The organism is Candidatus Avelusimicrobium sp. (assembly GCF_051874775.1).
Classification (GTDB): Bacteria; Elusimicrobiota; Elusimicrobia; order Elusimicrobiales; family Elusimicrobiaceae; genus Avelusimicrobium.
In genome coordinates this window covers 1-17,476 of the sequence record NZ_JBJEGE010000010.1, presented here as the reverse complement: position 1 = coordinate 17,476, position 17,476 = coordinate 1, and the positions used below count along the sequence as shown (strand labels likewise).

The following is a 17,476-nucleotide window of genomic DNA, read 5'->3' as shown; positions in this document are numbered from 1 at the left end:
AAAAGGAAAAACGCCAAGCCAAGCGAAAAAATTTCTTTTAAACATCTTGTTCTGGCTATGCAAAACGAAAACGCCCCCGCAAACAAGCCGGAGGCGTTTTTATTACCCGAGAACTAATCTGCATAGTAACAGCTGCTTCCGCCGCCACACAAACAAATGTTATCATCCGTCGTATATTTGGTAAATCCTAAATCTTGACAAGTTCCATAACAAGAACGGCGGCCCGACTTAGGATGAATCCCCAAAAAGAAACTTCTATTTCCGCCACCGGCCCACTGCGCTTTAACAGTATGAGGATTCGTCTGGTGAGCGCACCGAATCACCCCCTCATAAGTGAAGTTTTTAGAATCTTTTACCTCAATGGACAAAGGGCTGGAACTTCCGATAGTAAAACTCTCACTCGCACTCGGGTTTTCCAAACAATATGAATTTACCGCCGTATTGATGTTTTTCAAATTTACCCACGCTTCCGCCGTGCGGCTTTTGAGTACGGCTTTTTGGTATTGCGGCAACGCAACGCTCGCCAGAATACCGATAATAAGCACAACGACCAACAATTCAATCAATGTGAACCCTTTTTGCATAAAATCCTCCTTATCGTGTTGTTTTACGGCTTATTATTATTTTAATACTTATCAACCCCAAAGCACAACGTATACTCACTGTATCAAAAAAAAAAAACGAGTCAAGGCCCAGAGGCCGGGCAAGCGTGCGACTATACAGGAACTTCGGAAACAGTTTCTCTGTTTGAACGGTAACCGATACAGACTCTCCACCTAACAATGTGCTATGATATACAAAGCCCGCTTTAAGGCGGCAGAGGCTAAAAATATGAAATTCTCTCCCCTGGTTAAAAATATCCTTGTGCTTCTCCTGCTGTGTTTGCTGGGCGGATTATTCAGCTTAGCAGAAGGGCAAGACTCCTTTTGGGACTTGCGCAATTATCATTTATATATTTCTTTCGCTTTCTTAAATGGGCGTTGGGGCATAGATCTAATGCCCGCAGGGATTCATACTTTTTTAAACCCTTTGCTTGACGTACCATACTACCTAATGGTTGTATATCTAAACGACTACCCCAAGCTGACCGCTTTTTTACAGGGTTTGCCTTTTGGCGTTTTTTGTTTTGCAGGATACAAAACCTGCCTGCTGTTTTTAGAAGAAAAAGAAGGAAAAATAATAGCTTTACTTGCCACGATTGTCGGTATGACAGGCAGTATGACATTATCCCAAACAGGCTTGTCCAGTAACGAAGTAACTTTGGCAGCTTTAGTCGTCGGGGCCGTTTACGGCGTATTCCGCTTTTTCTTTCGCCCCAATCCGACGGGGAAAATCCTTTTCTTTTCTGCATTTTTGGCGGGCGCAACCGTCGGACTTAAATATACGGCGGCACCGTTTACGCTGGCACTTACGGCGGTGTTTTTGTTAAATGTATTCAAAACGGAAAAACCGATTAAAAACCTTACTCTGTTCGCCCTTGGTGGAATGACGGGCTTTCTAGTGACGGACGGTTGGTTTATTTGGCATTTGTGGAAAGAATACAAAAATCCCTTATTCCCATTTTTTAACCACCTGTTTCAATCTCCGTTTTTTGAAAATGTAAATTTTGATGAAATTCGCTTTTACCCGCGTTCGCTTCTCCAATGGCTGTTTTATCCCTTCTTTTGGATTTTTCCCTCCACCGCAACAACAGAAATCAAAATGTCCGACCCGCGTATGGCATTAGGATTGGTTTCATTCTTTATCGTAGCCGTAAAACTTGTTTTTGGCAAAGCGGTAAAAGACAAACAAATCTGGCTCTCCGTCTTGGTTTTTACAGCAACGGCTTACCTACTTTGGCTGCATTTTTACGCTACACTGCGCTACGCGGTACCGCTTGAACTATTTAGCGGAATTTTACTATTAGGCGCCCTCAAATCGGGTCTTTCCTATAAGCATACAGTTGTCGCCGGCGTCATACTGGCAGCGTTAATATGGCAGATGACAAGCATTCCGAATTGGGGCAAAACCGACTTTGCAGACAAAGTTATTGACCTAGACGGACTGCCGAAATTGGAGAACAACGCATTGGTAGTGTATTTTGGACAAGAGATGTCTTTTCTTTCTCCGTTTTTTACGCCAGGAACGAAATTTGTCGGAGGGATTACCTTTCCTGTAGAAAAATATCCGACGGAATACCAAAAACAGGCAGAACAACTCAATTGGTTTTCACAGGCTTACCACCAACATAAATTTAAAGACGATATTTTGCGCACCATTTCCGCCCACGACGGACCGATTTACATTGTATCCGCTTATTGGCCAATGATGCTTGACCCTATAACACTGGCCCCATACGGCTTAAAAGCGGACAAAAAAATATGTTTGCCTGTTAATCTCAACAATTCACATATTTGGAATGTGTGCAAAGTACAGAAACTGAAAACTGTTTCTGTTCCGCTTACGTAAATTGCAAGTTAACATCAGCCGTTAAACAAGTGCCGTGCAGATTAGAATAACATTGTATAGCTTTGGCTGATTTTTCAGATTTGCGCTAAATTTGCGTTGCCAGTTGCCCGAGGAAGTACTGCTAGGTACACTGAGAGGCAAGGGAACGCAAAGTTGGGCAAATATGGAAAATTGTTGCCCACACAAGCAATAAAGGATAAGAAATTTTTTCTTATCCTTTATGCGTAAAACATCAGTTAACATCAGTCGTTAAACAAGTGCCGTGCAGATTAGAATAACATTGTATAGCTTCGGCTGATTTTTCAGATTTGCGCTAAATTTGCGTTGCCAGTTGCCCGAGGAAGTACTGCTAGGTACACTGAGAGGCAAGGGAACGCAAAGTTGGGCAAATATGGAAAATTGTTGCCCACACAAGCAATAAAGGATAAGAAATTTTTTCTTATCCTTTATGCGTAAAACATCAGTTAACATCAGCCGTTACTATTTAAGCGCCTCCAGCATCGCGGGGATTACATCATACAAATCCCCCTCCACCGCATAGTTAGCCACTTTCATAATCGGCGCCTGAGCATCTTTGTTGATGGCAACAATCACGTCCGATCCGCTCATTCCAGCCAAATGCTGAATTTGGCCCGAAATTCCGCACGCGATATATAGTTTTGGTTTTACGGTACGGCCCGTCAGCCCGATTTGGTAGCGGTAATCAATCCAACCGTTATCCACAGGCGCACGCGATGCGGCCACCGCACCGCCCAAACGGTCCGCCAGTTTTTTTAAGAGAGCAAATCCTTCCGCCTTACCCACACCGCGTCCGCCGGCCACAATGACTTCGGCTTCGGACAAATCCAGCCCGTCTCCTTCGCTTTTGATAAATTGCACAAACTTGGCCAAAGATGTATGTCTGGCGGGATCAAACGCGAATTTAACCATTTTCCCCGTCCGTCCGGCCTCAAGCGGAGCTTTTTCGTACGACATCGGCCGCAGCGAGCACATCTCCGGACGCGTATGCGCGCAGGTAATGGTCGCCATCAAATTACCGCCGAATGTTGGGCGCGTGGCGTGTAATTGGCCGTCTTCTTTGTTAATTATCACTTCGGTCGCGTCGGCGGTCAGCCCCGTGCCGATAAACACGGCCGCCTTGGCTGACAGAGAACGCCCTAAGTTGGTAGCAGGCAATAAAAATTTATTCGGCTTATATTCGGCAACCATATCGGCAAGTACTTTAGCATATATGTCATCGACATAATTTTCCAACACGGGATCATCGCACACATACACGGTATCCGCCCCGTGTTCAAACAAATCTTTGGCAAACGCTTCTACGTGATGCCCGAGTAAAACAGCACACAGTTGTTCACCCAAATCATCAGCCAGTTTGCGGCCCGCTCCAAGCAGTTCGTAGGCCGTAGGACTCAATTTACCACGCTGGGCTTGTGCAAAAATCCAAACATTCTTAAAATCTTTCATATCGTTGCTAATCCTTAAATGTATTTATTTTCCTTGAGGATTTCCACCAGTTTGGCGGCTTTTTCCTTGGCGGTGGCGCCTTCCACGCACGCAGAGCAGACTTCGCGCTTGGGTACGAATGATTTGACTACGCGCGTCGGGCAGTTTTTCATTCCCAGTTTGTTTTTATCCGCTGCGACATCGTCAGCCGTCCATTTGGTCACTTCGGCGCGTTTGGCCGCAATACGTCCCTTTACACTGCGTACGCGCGGGCTGTTGATATCCTTTACCACGCTAAGCACGCACGGAAAAGGCAGCTCCAGTATTTCGCTTCCGTCCTCTGTCAGGCGCTCTACGGTAATGGATTTTTCATTAACCGAAACCACTTTTTTGACAAATGCGGCGTTTGGCCATTTCATCCAAGCTGAAACTTGCGGGCCGATATGGCCGGTATCGCTGTCGTTAGTTTGTTTGCCGCAAATAATCAAATCCACTGGTTCAATTTCGTTGATTTTTTCAATACCCTTGGACAGCGCATAACTCGTCGACCACGTATCCGAACCGGCAAACGCCATATCGCCCAACTGGTAGACTGTATCCGCCCCACGCGCGATACTGTCGCGCAAGACAGCCTCGGCCTGCGGCGGCCCCATTGTAATGACAGACACCTTACCCCCCAACTGCTCTTTAAGCATAACGGCCTCTTCCAGCGCGTATTCATCAAAGGGATTCATTGCACTCGCCGCACCGGAACGAATCAGACATCCGGTGGCAGGATCAATTTTCACATTATCGGATTTAGGGGTTTGCTTCACGCAAGCTACAATATGCATAATTACTCCTCGCCTTCTTTAGAGGCGTATTCTTTAATCAGCGCCGTGATGATTTCATTCTTTTGAATATGCACGGTTCCTTCGTAAATTTGGGTGATTTTGGCGTCACGCATATATTTTTCAAGCGGGAAATCGCGCATATATGCAATACCGCCGCACAGGGTCACACATTCGTCGGCCACTTCCATCGCTACATTGGAACAGAACAACTTGGCTTCGGCGCTGTATTTAGTCCAGCGTGCTCCTTTTAACTTTTTAAGTTCGTCGTGTACGGGGGTACCGTTGGCAAGCGCGTTTTTAACGGCAGGAAGAAACTCTTCATCCATACGGTGCGTCAAATTGTATACCATTGCACGGCCGGCTTCCGTTTTAGCGGCGAGTTCTGCCACTTTATGACCCAGCGCTTGAAACGTAATAATCGGTTGGCCGAATTGTTTGCGGGTGCGCAAATATGGAATGGTTACATCCAGCGCGCCCTGCGCGATACCTACAGCCTGCGCCGCTACGCCCGGGCGGGAATAATCTAACGTTTCCTGCAAGTAGAGAAGGCCGCGGCCCTCGCTTCCGAGCAAGTTTTCTTTCGGTACGCGGACGTTTTCAAAAATCAGCTCATACGTCGGATTGGAACGAATACCCATTTTTTCTTCTTTCTTGCCAAAAGAAAAACCTTCCGTTCCTTTTTCAATGACTAAGAGCGAAATGCCGCGCGCGCCGCGGGACGGATTGGTATTAACAGCCACGGTGTAAAAATCAGCTTCTTTACCGGTGGAAATAAAATGTTTGGCTCCGTTGACCACATAATAATCGCCGTCCTTGATGGCGGTGGTTTTTAAAGCAGTGGCGTCGGATCCGGCTTCGGGCTCCGTGAGTGCAAACGCCCACAGCTTTTTGCCGCTTGCCAAATCGGGACACCAACGTTCGCGCTGTTCTTTGGTGGCGGCCAAGTACATCGGAATCGCACCCAAGGCGGACGTTCCGGGGGTTAACGCAAGGCCGGCGCAGGCGCGGGATAATTCTTCAAAAGCCATAGCCAAGCAAGTAATACCGCCGCCCAGACCGCCGTATTCCTCGGGCAGCCACAGGCCAAAAATGCCGGATTTCTTATATTCTTCCAACATTTCTTTGGAAAACTCTTCTTTCGCATCCATTTCAGCGCGCAAGGGTTTTATTTTTTTCTGGGCCAGTTCCCGCGTAGTATTGAGAACCTCTTGCTCCAGTTCATTAATTGCGTAATCCATTTTTTACTCCCGAGTTAGATTTTTTGAAATTTTTGCGTTTTCTGAAAAAACGTCTTTTCCCGCCGTTTTTCTTCGTGGGCGGAACAAGGCTTCTGTACAGCCGTTCCTGTTTTTTAATCATCGTAGAAGACGTAAATTCGGAAAAATCGCGGTGATCGATGGCCGCTTCAAACCGTTCGCGCAACGCAGCGTGGCGCAAAAGCACTTTTAATTTGTCGGCAAACGTGTTAATGTCGTTGGGTTTAACCAAAAATCCTGTTTTATTGTCCGTTACCACTTCGCTGATACCATCCACGTTGTAACAAACCGCAGGAATACGCATAGACATTGCCTCTAGCAAAGACATCGGCAGCCCTTCGCGCAAAGATACGCTGGCAAACACGTCGCTGATTGCCAGAAGTTCCAATGCATCGCTTCTCCAGCCGAGGAAAAGCAGTTGTTTTTCAATGCTTAGATTTTTAGCCAAGGTTTCCGCCGTCTGTTTCAGTTGGCCTTCTCCCGTAAAAATGAAATAGACATTCTTCATTTGGCTAAGCACCTTATAGGCGGCCAGCACGAAATGAAGCGGATTTTTCAGCGGCTTAAAATTGGAAAGCGACAGTACCACTTTGGCATTGGCGGGAATTTTTAAAGAAGCTTTTTTAGCGGCCGGATCAAACTTTAACGGCAGAATGGGATTAAAGTTTACCCCCGCGCGGATCAGTTCCGTACGCACGCCTTTGCCGATTCCCAGCTGTTTGGCCTCGGCGGCATTTTTGCGCGATACGAATACTAAAACGTCCGTAAATTTGGCGCAAAATTTTTCTACCGCCACAAAAAATTTAAACCGTTTTTCGCCGTGTTCTTTGGCAAACCCAAGGCCGTGGAATGTATGCACCACTTTAGCTTTGCGCCAAAAAATCCGTGCGGCCAAACGCCCGAGTATGCCCGCTTTAGGCGCGTTGGTATGCACAATGTCGGGCTTTACACGGCGCAGTACGCGCCCCATTTGGAATACGGTCCACAAATCGTAAAAAAAGTTTTTAGGCCGCACATCGTGGCGAAGAGCCGAAAGAAAAAAAATATTTTTCGCATCGCTCTTTATTTTTCCGTCTAAACGGCCGCCAACGCCGCAGGCCAAGTACGTTTCAAACTGCTGTTTGTTTAGGTTTTTTAACGTCATCAGCACGCTGGCTTGGGCACCGCCCTGATCCAGACGGGTAATGAAATACAGAATTTTTGTCTTTTCCATTTAATTAACCGTTCCTGTGGTAGTATTGAGAATGCGGGCATTGGGAAAATAATACTTGATAATGTCCATATAGTCCGCGCCTTCTTTGGCAAGTCCGTCCGCCCCGCGCAGGCAAAGTCCGTTGCCAAGCCCCGTGTCATACCCGCGCACCAAGACGCTTTTGATATTTTTCCCCTTGTAAAACGGCACTATATCAAACAGGTTGGAACGCATTGTCCCCGCGCTTAAAATAAACGCGGTCTCTTGCGGGGAGTTTGTTTCATACGAGCCCTTGCTTCCTTCAAAACGCATAGTCAAAATACGGCCCTGAGGGGTCATCCGCACGGGAATCATCGCACGCAAACGGCCTATGTTTTGTTTGTAGGCGAGGCGTTTTTGTATCTCTTTTGCATCGTACAAGTAAATCCACTTTACATCCGCCCATTGGGTGGGATCCTGCGGACGGGAATACAAATCCGCCGGAGGATTGGACAGCAGGTATTTGCCGACGTTGGCGGGTGAGTACACATAATCCGGACGAACGGACGAATTTCCCAGCGAATCTGCCGTCAGCACGCCGCAGCTGGCATAAAAACCGGCCTGCGCTTCGGTTAGGCGGATAGGACCGGAGCGTTTGGATGCCTCCAACAAATCTTTAAAAATCAAATTGATTCCTTTAAATTTAAACGAATCGTCATTATCAGTAATATGGTATGCATTATTTGCGTGATCTTGCACCGCTTGCAAGAGAGCTGAACGAAACACCACCGCAAGTGCTTTTAAAGCGGCCGGCTCTTTTACGTTCTGCGCCTGCGTCGCTAAAAGCGCGGGAATCAAATCTTCCGCATATACGGTATTGACGAGCGTAAAACCATCCTTGGCGGGGATAACAGTTAGGGCGCCTTTGAGTTCTTTATCACTTAAATCGGCCGCAAAAATATTTTCAGCGCGCACACTGCGCACCAAAAGCGTACGGGACGGATTTTCCAGAGACAACGTAAACGGACGCTTAGCTGAGAATTCCACGTGGCCTTTGGCGTCTTTAAAATCTACGCCGCCCGTTTCGGCGTTAAACACCACTGTTTTTTCCACGTACGAAGGAACGCGAAGCACTTCGCCCAGTTTTTCGTCCGTCACGGCCACCGTGCCGGATCCCACCAACGTAACGGAAACTAACGGCTGGGGAATTTGTTCGCGGTTGGCGTAAAGAGCCATTTTTACTTCAGGCGACGGAGTGGACTCCATTACGTGCACAATGGGCTGCTCCAAACGCAGATAAAACAAATAGTCAATACTTTTATCACCCAGCTGTTTAGAGTATTTAGCCAATTTTTTAGCCAGTTTTTTATTGTCCGGATCCAAACTATACAGGGTGGCATAGTATTGCCACGCACGCAGGTTGTCTTTTTCTTTCTCGCTTAGGCGCGCAAATAATTCCGCCGCGGCGTAGTTTTTTTCATCGTGGGAAAGAGCCTGTTGCAAAAACACCGAAGCCAATTTTCGGGACGCTTTGCTTTCGCCGGCAATCCGCCCTAGCATATACGCCGTAAACGAGATAGAATATGGATTAGATGTATAAAGATATTGAAGTTCCTGCGCGGCTTCTTCCTTGTTCCCCCCCAAATACCACGCCAGCGCAGTCCCCAGTTTAGCGGAGGAAACATATTCAAAATCAGCTGTCAGATACATCATCTCGGCAAATGCCTGACGGGATTTTTTATATTTTCCGGCGGAAAGCAACATCCACCCTTGCGTAAGCTGGATAAATGGATCGTCCGGATTAAGGGCGGAGGCTCGTGCAATATAAGCTAACGCCTGTTTGACTAACCCGCGCTGCATAGACAGCACGGCCAGTTCCAAATTAGCCGCGGCGGCTGTCTTGACATCGGGAGAATGTTCAAACGTCTTAAAAGAAAAATAACATTCGTCGGCTTCTCCCGCTGCGCACTTCTTGGCGACGACGGCAATATCGGCCGGCAGCGTATAATTAAGTACGCTTTTATGCAAAATGGTTTCGTTGAGTTTGCTGCCTGCACGGGTGGCGGATAAGGACGATTTTGTAGTGGTACGGTCCGCTTGCGCCGCAAAAGCAGAATCCGCCGCGTTTTGTGCAAAAACAAAAACGCCACACAAGCAAAACGACACTGTTAAAAAAAGCCGGAAAAAGAGATATCTCCTCATATACAAATTATAGCAAATTGAAGAAGCAAAAAAGTTTCGCGCGTAAGCCGTGCCAGTCTACTAAGCAGGACTGCAACCGTATACAGACGCTTCATATAACAAAAACGGAGCCTGTAAGGCTCCGGCAATCTTTACACTTTGATATGAAAACAACTATTCTCTGCCCAATTTGGCGCGCAACGACTGAATATGTTCTTGAATATAGTTCAACCTCTCTGCTGACAAAGAGGAATTCTTTCCCTGCAGAATATGAAGCGAAAGCGCCCGCTCAAACCATACAAGTGCTTGGGAATCATCCTGCACGGTGCCGTGACCTGCTTCCAACATTTGCGCCGCCTGCAAGAGAACGGCACAATTTGCACTCTCTTTCGCCACGCGCAACGTCCATTTAAAAGCCAACGGATAAAACTCTTTCTGCTTTTCCGAATACAACATCAGCAAGCGGTAACGGGCCTCTTCGTTGCCTTGCTCGGCCAGCTTCTCCCACGCGGCGTAACGCGCACTGCGGCGGCCGGAAAAGTCCAATAAACGTCTATATTCGTTTTTGATACCGCTCCAAGTCAGCTTCATACCTTTCGTCCTTGCAGGTAATTTACCGCAATCGGTCAACATATGGATTAAAGATATTGTACACTATATAAATAATTTTCGCCAGGGAGGAAAGACACCGCTTATGATTGCCATTGCTGACGCACCAGTCAAAACATACCTGTCTAAATCAAAAATACCAGGGTTTGATTATGTCATCAACCCCTACATCGGCTGTCCGCATAAATGCGTATACTGTTATGCTGAATATATGCGTAAGTTTACCGGACACTCTGAAGAATGGGGTGATTTCTTAGACGTTAAAACGTGTGATGCGCCTTTAAAACCCGCCAAATTGTTTCACACGCGAGTAATGCTCAGTTCCGTTACCGACCCGTATAATCCTTATGAAAAGCAATATGAACAAACGCGCAATATGTTAAAACAGTTAGAATACTGTCAAGCCTATGTATATATTTTAACCAAATCTGCGCTTGTCCTACGCGATATCGACCTGCTTAAAAAAATGCCCAAAGCAGAAGTGGCCATATCCTTCTCTTCTACGGACGAGCGATTTCGCGAATTGGCTGAAGCCGGCGCGTCTAATATAGCGGAAAGAATCAACGCGTTGAAAACACTGCACGAAAACGGAATTAAAACCGCCGTTATGGCCGCCCCGCTGCTGCCTGCTATCAGTGACTGGAAGTCCATTATTGAGGCCACCCGCCCATATGCTGACCGTTACGGTTTTGACAGCTTAAATATGCGCCCCGCTTACCAAAAAAAAGTAATGGCCTTCATCGGCACGCATTATCCGGATTTATTGTCACTCTATGCCGACATTTACTTAAAAGAGCAAACCTCTTATTGGACAAAACTGGAACAAGAAATCACACAGTATTGCCAAGCACAAAACATTCCTGCGGAAGTTTACTTTTCACGTTCCAAGCCGTTCGTTTGAAATAAAGAAACCTATTCGTTTAAATGCGCGCGAAAAGTCACCTCAACAAAAAACCCGAGGCTTTTTAAAGCTTCGGGTTTTTTGGATAAAATTAATTTGCATCTTCTGCTGGAGGATCGTCAAATCCCAGCCACCACGCAAACGTAAAACCCGCCAAGACAGCCGTTAAATAACCAACCGCATAAAATACCACACTGTGCGTGTTGGCAAGTGCTAACAACAGAACCAGCCCCGATACGCCAAACGGAATCGCCGACGCCACGTGAAAGGACGCCACTACGGCTCCGCCAAACGCCGCGCCGATACACGCTGCAATAAAGGGTTTAAAAAGCGGAAGCGTTACCCCGTAAATCAGCGGCTCGCCTATGCCCAAAAGTCCTACAGGCAGCGCGTTTTTAATCAGCGTTTTAAAACGGGCGTTTTTCGTCTTAAATAATACAGCAAATGCCGCGCCCACCTGCCCCGCACCCGCCATACACAAAATAGGAAATAACGGATTAGAGCCGATAGAATCCATCAACTGCTGGTGAATGGGAACCAAACTTTGGTGTACGCCCAACATCACAAGCGGCAAAAAAGTACCGCCAAGCACAGCACCCACCGGCACGCCGCCGCGCGCTAACAGTTCCTGCGTAACCGATGAGAGCCCGTCCGACAGCCATCCGGCAAGCGGTTGGATAAAAAGAAGCGCCAATGGACCTACAATCAAAATCGTCAGCATAGGCGTTAAAAACATTTCCATACTGCCTCTAATCCACGAACGCAGACGCTTTTCCAGCATACTGCCCACCCAGCAGACAAATAACACAGCAAGCACGCCGCCTTTCCCCGCTACAAACGTGGAACCGAAAAGAGTTACCGACGAAAGCTGCGGCGCATTCAAAATACCTGCAAAAGCCAAGCCGAGCGCGGGAGAACCGCCAAATTCTTTATTGGCATTATAGCCCACAATCGCACTCAAATAAAAGAAAATACCTCTACCCAAAATTTCCAGCAGGGCAACGACATTGGGATCATTTACCAAAAGTGTTTTGGACAGTAAATTGCCGATACCGATAATCAACCCGCAGCCGATATACGCCGGAATAAGCGGCAAAAAGATATTACCTATTTTCCCGCACGCACGGCTGATACGGCTGGAGTACTTGCGTTTGACGGAAGCTTTTGCGGCGGCGGCGAAATCATCCGGACTGATTTTTATGCCCGCACGCGGTTTGCCGTCCAACGTATTAAAGGAATGACGTTCGTTAAAATAAGCAACCAATTTGGTAGAGGTGGACGGTCCGACAATCAGCTGGTGCTGTACGCCGGAATAAAAATACCCCGCCACATCTCTTATGCGGCGCAAAGCCTCCACCTTAACCAACTCTTCGTTTTTTACCGTAAAACGAAACCGCGTCATACAACAGCCCAGTGCGGAAATATTATCCGCGCCGCCGGCGGCTTCCAAAATTTTTTCATACATATATTTTAAATCAGCAGGCATCTTTTTCCTCCGTCGGCACGAAAGTCCAAACGCTGTCAGCATTGTTCCAGCGTTCCATTCGTCCGTCGTCTATGTGAAAATAAAATCCTTCCAATTTTAAACCGCGGGAAGCTTCTTCCTCAGCCACAAAATCAATAGAATGCAAATGAGCTAACTGATCCAACACATTGTTTTTAACAGCTGCCTCCAAGCTTTCCCCCCGATAGCAGGTATGGGTACGGTCTAACCACGCCCGCAGTTCGGGCGGGAGTTCTTCCAAATGCTTTAATTTGGCTACGGCGTTGCAATCGCTGTGTCCTAAAATGACGATATTTTCCACCTGCAGATTTTTGACCGCAAAACGTAAAGAAGCCACCATCGAAAAATCTTCTTTGTCTATCTGGTTGAGCATATTGCGGTGGACGCAGATATGACCATCATTTGTGTCAAAAATAGCTTCGGGGCAGACGCGGCTGTCAAAACAGCTTACCACCATGGAATGGGGATTTTGCGTATCGGCAATCTGTTCTGCGTGAAGGGCACAAAAACCTTTGCGAACGGGATTTCCGTTAAAAAAATTACGGTATCCGGCCAACAACCGGCGCATACCTTCGTTGGAAAAACTAATCATATATTATATTGTAGCAATTTAGCGGGTAAGGAGAAAAGGCGGGAGTAGACAAAAAATATACCAACAAAAAGTTCGTCATTCTCGCAAAAATTATGCAGGAGCAACAATACACCGTTCGCCGGAAGCATACCAGTGAGCACCTAAATTTCTTTCCTCCCCAGACGGATAGAGCAAGGTACAAAATTTGTGTGCTTTTTCGTTGTCTATAGATACGCAGCACTGCCAACTCAATGTGCCGGTTCTCTTTTCCAAATAAATATAATAATCAAAATTCTTATTGAACGAACGGCACGATCCTCAGGAGCGACAATGAAAATGCTGCGTAAAAAAGAAACTTTGTCCAGGAATAGTAGAATCATTTCTTACCCCTGGGAAAGTAATATCCAAATCATCAAGCGAACTGGGGGAAGCCCCGTCTCCATTTGATAAGACTCTATCGCCGTACGCATACTACGCAAAAGGACCATTACTTCCGTTGCGCGGGATTTTTCTACCGCTACTTGGTATTGCGGAAATGCAACGGCGGCTAAAATACCGATAATTAACACAACGACTAATAGCTCAATAAGCGTAAAACCTTTCATTTTATTTTCTTCTATCAAACAAAAGGCATCCTGAAAGGTTTCTGTTCAGGATCTACCGCTTTTAAGCAAATAAACCATAAAATGGAGATTCCGAGCAGAAACTTCTTGGAATGACCTATGATATCAAAAAAAAAAAACGGGTTAAGGCAGGGAATAACAACAAAAACAGGATTTGGAAAATTGTTTATCCTTTATTTTGGACGTTTAAACCAAAAATTACGTCATCCCGTAAAGTTGCAGTACGGGATCTCGCCGTTGCGAAACAACAGATTCCCGAACGCTGCGCGCCGCTTCCCTTCGGGAATGACGAAAGTAAAAAGCGGCCAAAAGAAACTCGCCGTGCAGAACAGACTAACATTGCGTTACTCCGGCTGATTTTTCAGATTTGAGCTAAATTTGCGTTGCCAGTTGCCCGTATAGGCGTGGCTGTAGCCACGTCAAGGGCAAGGGAACACAAAGTTAGCCAAATATGGAAAATTGTTGCCCAGATAAGCAACAACGGATAAGAAAATCTCTTTCTTATCCGTTGTGCGCAAATCGCAAGTTAAGTACAGCCGTTAAACAAGTGCCGTACAGGGCAGAATAACACTGCGTTACTCCGGCTGATTTGTCAAATTCGCTTTAGATTGTGCGGGCAAGTTGGGCGCATAGGCGTGCCTGAATGGCACGTCAAGCCCAAGGCACGCGCAAGATAACAGAATTTGGCAAATAGTTGCCCAAACAAGCAACAACGGATAAGAATTCTCATTCTTATCCGTTGTACGTAAATCGCAAGTTAAGTACAGCCGTTACAACACCGGTCGTTATTTAGCGAGGTGTTTGGACAAATACTTGCTCATATCAAACATACTGATCTGTTTTTTGCCTTCAAAAATCGGGGCAAGTTTAGCGTCAGAGTTGATCATACGTTTGTTTTTGGCATCCTGTAAGCCGTTTTTCTTGATATAGTCCCACATTTTTTTCACGACTTCGGTGCGGGGCAACGCAGCAGTTCCCACCACGACGGCCAATTCGGCGCTGGGGGTTAAAGGGGCCATAAATTTAGCGTTAGCTTTTGCCATATTGTTAATTCTCCTGTGTAGTAAGATGAAATGTTATTTCCTTTATTTTAGTAAATTTGGGACCCTATTGTACATAGGGCCCCGTTGCTAAATTCCGTCAGACGGATTATTTTACTTTCGGCGCAGCGGCCAAAACTTCCTTGGAGCAGCCGTCCTCATACTTTTTGAAGTTTTCGATAAACGATTTGGCCAAGGCTTCATATTTTACCATATATTCGTCCTTGTTGGTCCAAGAGTTGATCGGGTTCAAAATTTCAGACGGTACGCCCTCGCATTCGGTCGGGATTTGGAAGCCGAACACCGGATCGGTAATAAAGTTTACTTTCGCCAGTTTTCCTTCCAACGCCGCATTCAAAAGCGCGCGGGTGTATTTAATGCTGATGCGGTGGCCGACGCCGTACGGGCCGCCAATCCACCCCGTGTTGACGAGCCAGCAATCCACATTATGTTCCTGAATTTTCTTTTTCAAGAGTTCCGCATACACGGACGGGTGCAAGGGCATAAAAGGACCGCCGAAGCAGGTAGAGAACGTGCTGGTGGGTTCTTTTACGCCTTTTTCCGTACCGGCCACTTTGGCGGTGTAACCGCTGATGAAGTGATACAAAGCCTGGTCGGGGCTGAGTTTGGAAATGGGCGGCATAACGCCGAAAGCGTCGCAGGTCAGGAAAATGATGTTTTTCGGGTGCGTGGCGCGTTTGCTTTCCACCGCGTTGTCAATAAAATTCAGCGGATAGCAGGCGCGGGTGTTTTCGGTCAGCGTATCGTCATCCAAATCAAGCTTGCCGGTTTCCGGATCAAACACCACATTTTCCAACACGGTACCGAATCGGTGCGTGGTGGAAAAAATCTGCGGTTCGGCTTCTTTGCTCAGTTTAATTACTTTGGCATAGCAGCCGCCCTCAAAGTTAAATACGCCGTCATTATCCCAACCGTGTTCATCGTCTCCGATAAGACCGCGGGTAATGTCGGCAGACAAGGTGGTTTTGCCCGTACCGGAAAGACCGAAGAAAATGGCGCTGTCCTGCTTGTCGCCCACGTTAGCGGAGCAGTGCATCGTCATAATACCTTTCTGCGGCAAGAGGAAGTTCATAATAGTAAACAGCGCTTTTTTATTTTCACCGCCGTATTCGGAACCAATCACAAGCACAATTTTCTTTTCAAAGTTAATGAGAATAGCGGTCTCGGAAACAGTACCGTCGGTGGCCGGATCCACTTTCATTTTGGGCAGGCAGACGAGCGTAAATTCCGGCACAAACGATTTGAGTTCTTCCTGTTTGGGTTCAATAAACATATTCTTTACAAACAGGTTCGTCCAAGCGCATTCGGTAATTGCGCGCACTTTTAAGCGGGAAGCTTCGCTGGATCCCACATACGCATCGCGCACAAACAGTTCTTTATCCTGCACATACGCCTGTACTTTGGCAAAAATTTTGTCGAAATATTCGGGCTTAATACCTTTATTGCTTTTGCAGTAAAAAAGTTTACCTTCCACGTCTTTGGTTTCCACAAAATAGCGGTCATTGGGGCTGCGGCCGGTGTGTTTGCCGGTGCTGACGCACAAAGGTCCGCCGTAGACGATGTTACCTTCTTCGCGTTTTAAAGCTTCTTCATATAAGGCCGGAGTGGAGTAGTTCCAATACACGGTTTTGTCGGTTTTAAGTCCCGCGTTCTCAAGTCCAAAGTCCGGTTTAAAAAAATCCGGTTTAGCATTTACTGTTTTCATTATTAATCCCTCGTTACAATTTTATCCCCGATTTTAATTTCGTTCGGAGCCGTTTTATCAAGCGCCCAACGGATGCGGCGAATGCCTTCTATAATAGAAGCCTTGTCCGCACAGTAGCTGATGCGCAAATACCCTTCGGCCCCAAACGCCCGACCGGGCACTACGGCCACTAATGCTTTTTCCAACAAAAACTGCGCAAGCGCGTTGGAATCTGCGTTATAGTGGCTGAAATCCGCGAAAGAATAGAAAGTTCCCGCCGGTTTAACAACCCGCACGTTTGGAATTTTATTTAATTCTTCCAAAAGCACGTTGCGGTTTTCTTCCAGTATCTTCCGTAAATCCGAAACACAGCTTTGGTCGCCGTTTAAAGCGGCCGCGGCAGCAACTTCGGATAAATCGCTGTTGCAGGACGTACTTTGCGCCTGCATACGGCACATAGCCGCAATAAGTTCTTTGTCTGCCGACACCGCCCACCCGATACGCAGCCCCGTCAGTCCGTATAGCTTTGATACGCCGTTAATGATGACAAGATTTTTTCCCTCTTTGGCATACGAGCACGGATTGGGAACGGTTTGTCCGTCAAACACAAGTTGGTGGTAAATATCGTCCATTACCAAAAAGATATCTTCCTTCTCGGTAAATTCGACAACAGTTTTAATAAAATCTTCCCCGTAAATCTGGCCCGACGGGTTGCACGGGCTGTTGATGATAATCGCCTTAGTGTTAGGCGTAACGGCGGCCAACAGTTGCGCCGCGGTTATCTGAAGTTCTTTTTCCGGCCGCACGATGACAGGAGTTCCCCCCGCCATCCGCACCATTTCCGGATAGCTGACCCAGTAAGGCGCGGCAAAAAGAACTTCGTCACCTGGATTGATAGCGGCCAACAAAAAATTAAATAGTGCCTGTTTGGCCCCCGCACTAACAAGTACATTGCCAGCCTGAAAACGGCGGCCGTAGTATTTTGCGGTATAATTTAAAACAGCTTCTTTTAAAGCAGGTGTACCGGAGCTGGGCGAGTACTTGATTTTACGGCTTTGGGCTTTTTCAATAATAGCCTCAACCGCCGCCTGAGGAGCGGGATAGGTGGGCTCGCCTCCGCCCAAATGGATAACAGGTTGACCCGAAGCCTTAAGCGCGCGGGCTTGGGCGTTTATTTTTAAAGTCGGC

The 17,476-nt window shown here is 46.9% G+C and carries 16 protein-coding genes; 3 read left to right on the top strand and 13 right to left on the bottom strand.

Translation table 11 applies throughout. From position 1 onward, the window contains the following. Positions 1-113: 113 nt before the first annotated feature. Positions 114-584 carry a type IV pilin protein gene (locus ACI351_RS02175; protein ID WP_439733620.1) on the bottom strand — a complete coding sequence of 157 codons (471 nt, stop codon included), beginning with the start codon at positions 582-584 and terminating at the stop codon, positions 114-116. A 205-nt stretch (positions 585-789) separates the two neighbouring features. Here ACI351_RS02175 and ACI351_RS02170 point away from each other — a divergent pair, with 205 nt between their 5' ends. After that, positions 790-2,448 (top strand): hypothetical protein, encoded by a 1,659-nt coding sequence (locus ACI351_RS02170; RefSeq protein WP_439733619.1) that lies wholly within the window; start codon positions 790-792, stop codon positions 2,446-2,448. Positions 2,449-2,928: 480 nt separating this feature from the next. On the opposite strand, the gene ACI351_RS02165 is transcribed toward ACI351_RS02170, so the two are convergent. The 6 genes from ACI351_RS02165 to ACI351_RS02140 form a co-directional block, all read right to left on the bottom strand. Continuing rightward, complete coding sequence (locus ACI351_RS02165) at positions 2,929-3,915, bottom strand: electron transfer flavoprotein subunit alpha/FixB family protein (protein ID WP_439733618.1); 987 nt, start codon at positions 3,913-3,915, stop codon at positions 2,929-2,931. 14 nt (positions 3,916-3,929) lie between these two features. Next, complete coding sequence (locus ACI351_RS02160) at positions 3,930-4,727, bottom strand: electron transfer flavoprotein subunit beta/FixA family protein (protein ID WP_439733617.1); 798 nt, start codon at positions 4,725-4,727, stop codon at positions 3,930-3,932. Positions 4,728-4,729: 2 nt separating this feature from the next. Then, positions 4,730-5,965: an acyl-CoA dehydrogenase family protein gene (locus tag ACI351_RS02155; RefSeq protein ID WP_439733616.1), complete on the bottom strand. Its 1,236-nt coding sequence runs from the start codon at positions 5,963-5,965 to the stop codon at positions 4,730-4,732. After that, the gene (locus ACI351_RS02150; protein ID WP_439733615.1) at positions 5,949-7,196 is read right to left on the bottom strand and encodes a glycosyltransferase family 4 protein; all 1,248 of its coding nucleotides are present in this window, start codon (positions 7,194-7,196) and stop codon (positions 5,949-5,951) included. Before ACI351_RS02150 ends, ACI351_RS02155 begins: the two co-directional genes overlap by 17 nt. After that, a complete protein-coding gene (locus tag ACI351_RS02145) occupies positions 7,197-9,356 on the bottom strand; it encodes a SpoIID/LytB domain-containing protein (RefSeq protein WP_439733614.1) in 2,160 nt (719 codons plus the stop codon). It abuts the gene before it with no gap. A 153-nt stretch (positions 9,357-9,509) separates the two neighbouring features. Next, positions 9,510-9,926, bottom strand: coding sequence for a hypothetical protein (locus ACI351_RS02140; RefSeq protein WP_439733613.1), 417 nt, complete (start codon positions 9,924-9,926; stop codon positions 9,510-9,512). Positions 9,927-10,029: 103 nt separating this feature from the next. On the opposite strand from ACI351_RS02140, the gene ACI351_RS02135 reads away from it, so the two are divergent. Further along, the gene (locus ACI351_RS02135) at positions 10,030-10,845 is read left to right on the top strand and encodes a radical SAM protein (protein WP_439733612.1); all 816 of its coding nucleotides are present in this window, start codon (positions 10,030-10,032) and stop codon (positions 10,843-10,845) included. Positions 10,846-10,936: 91 nt separating this feature from the next. Here ACI351_RS02135 and ACI351_RS02130 read toward each other — a convergent pair whose 3' ends face one another. From ACI351_RS02130 to ACI351_RS02120, 3 genes are all read right to left on the bottom strand, one after another. Beyond that, positions 10,937-12,331 (bottom strand): PTS transporter subunit EIIC, encoded by a 1,395-nt coding sequence (locus tag ACI351_RS02130; protein WP_439733611.1) that lies wholly within the window; start codon positions 12,329-12,331, stop codon positions 10,937-10,939. After that, a complete protein-coding gene (locus tag ACI351_RS02125; protein WP_439733610.1) occupies positions 12,321-12,941 on the bottom strand; it encodes a carbonic anhydrase in 621 nt (206 codons plus the stop codon). The genes ACI351_RS02130 and ACI351_RS02125 overlap by 11 nt, the downstream gene beginning before the upstream one ends. Before the next feature lie 362 nt (positions 12,942-13,303). After that, positions 13,304-13,525 (bottom strand): type IV pilin protein, encoded by a 222-nt coding sequence (locus ACI351_RS02120; protein ID WP_439733609.1) that lies wholly within the window; start codon positions 13,523-13,525, stop codon positions 13,304-13,306. Positions 13,526-13,635: 110 nt separating this feature from the next. Between ACI351_RS02120 and ACI351_RS02115 the strand changes: the two genes are divergently transcribed. Next, complete coding sequence (locus ACI351_RS02115; protein ID WP_439733608.1) at positions 13,636-13,914, top strand: hypothetical protein; 279 nt, start codon at positions 13,636-13,638, stop codon at positions 13,912-13,914. A gap of 414 nt (positions 13,915-14,328) precedes the next feature. Here the strand turns inward: ACI351_RS02115 and ACI351_RS02110 are convergent, their stop codons facing one another. The 3 genes from ACI351_RS02110 to ACI351_RS02100 form a co-directional block, all read right to left on the bottom strand. Next, positions 14,329-14,586, bottom strand: coding sequence for an SWIB/MDM2 domain-containing protein (locus ACI351_RS02110; protein ID WP_439733607.1), 258 nt, complete (start codon positions 14,584-14,586; stop codon positions 14,329-14,331). A 106-nt stretch (positions 14,587-14,692) separates the two neighbouring features. Then, positions 14,693-16,309 carry a phosphoenolpyruvate carboxykinase (ATP) gene (gene pckA / locus ACI351_RS02105; protein WP_439733606.1) on the bottom strand — a complete coding sequence of 539 codons (1,617 nt, stop codon included), beginning with the start codon at positions 16,307-16,309 and terminating at the stop codon, positions 14,693-14,695. Between the two features lie 2 nt (positions 16,310-16,311). Further along, positions 16,312-17,476: pyridoxal phosphate-dependent aminotransferase (locus ACI351_RS02100; protein ID WP_439733605.1), on the bottom strand; the 1,165-nt coding region annotated here is incomplete at its 5' end.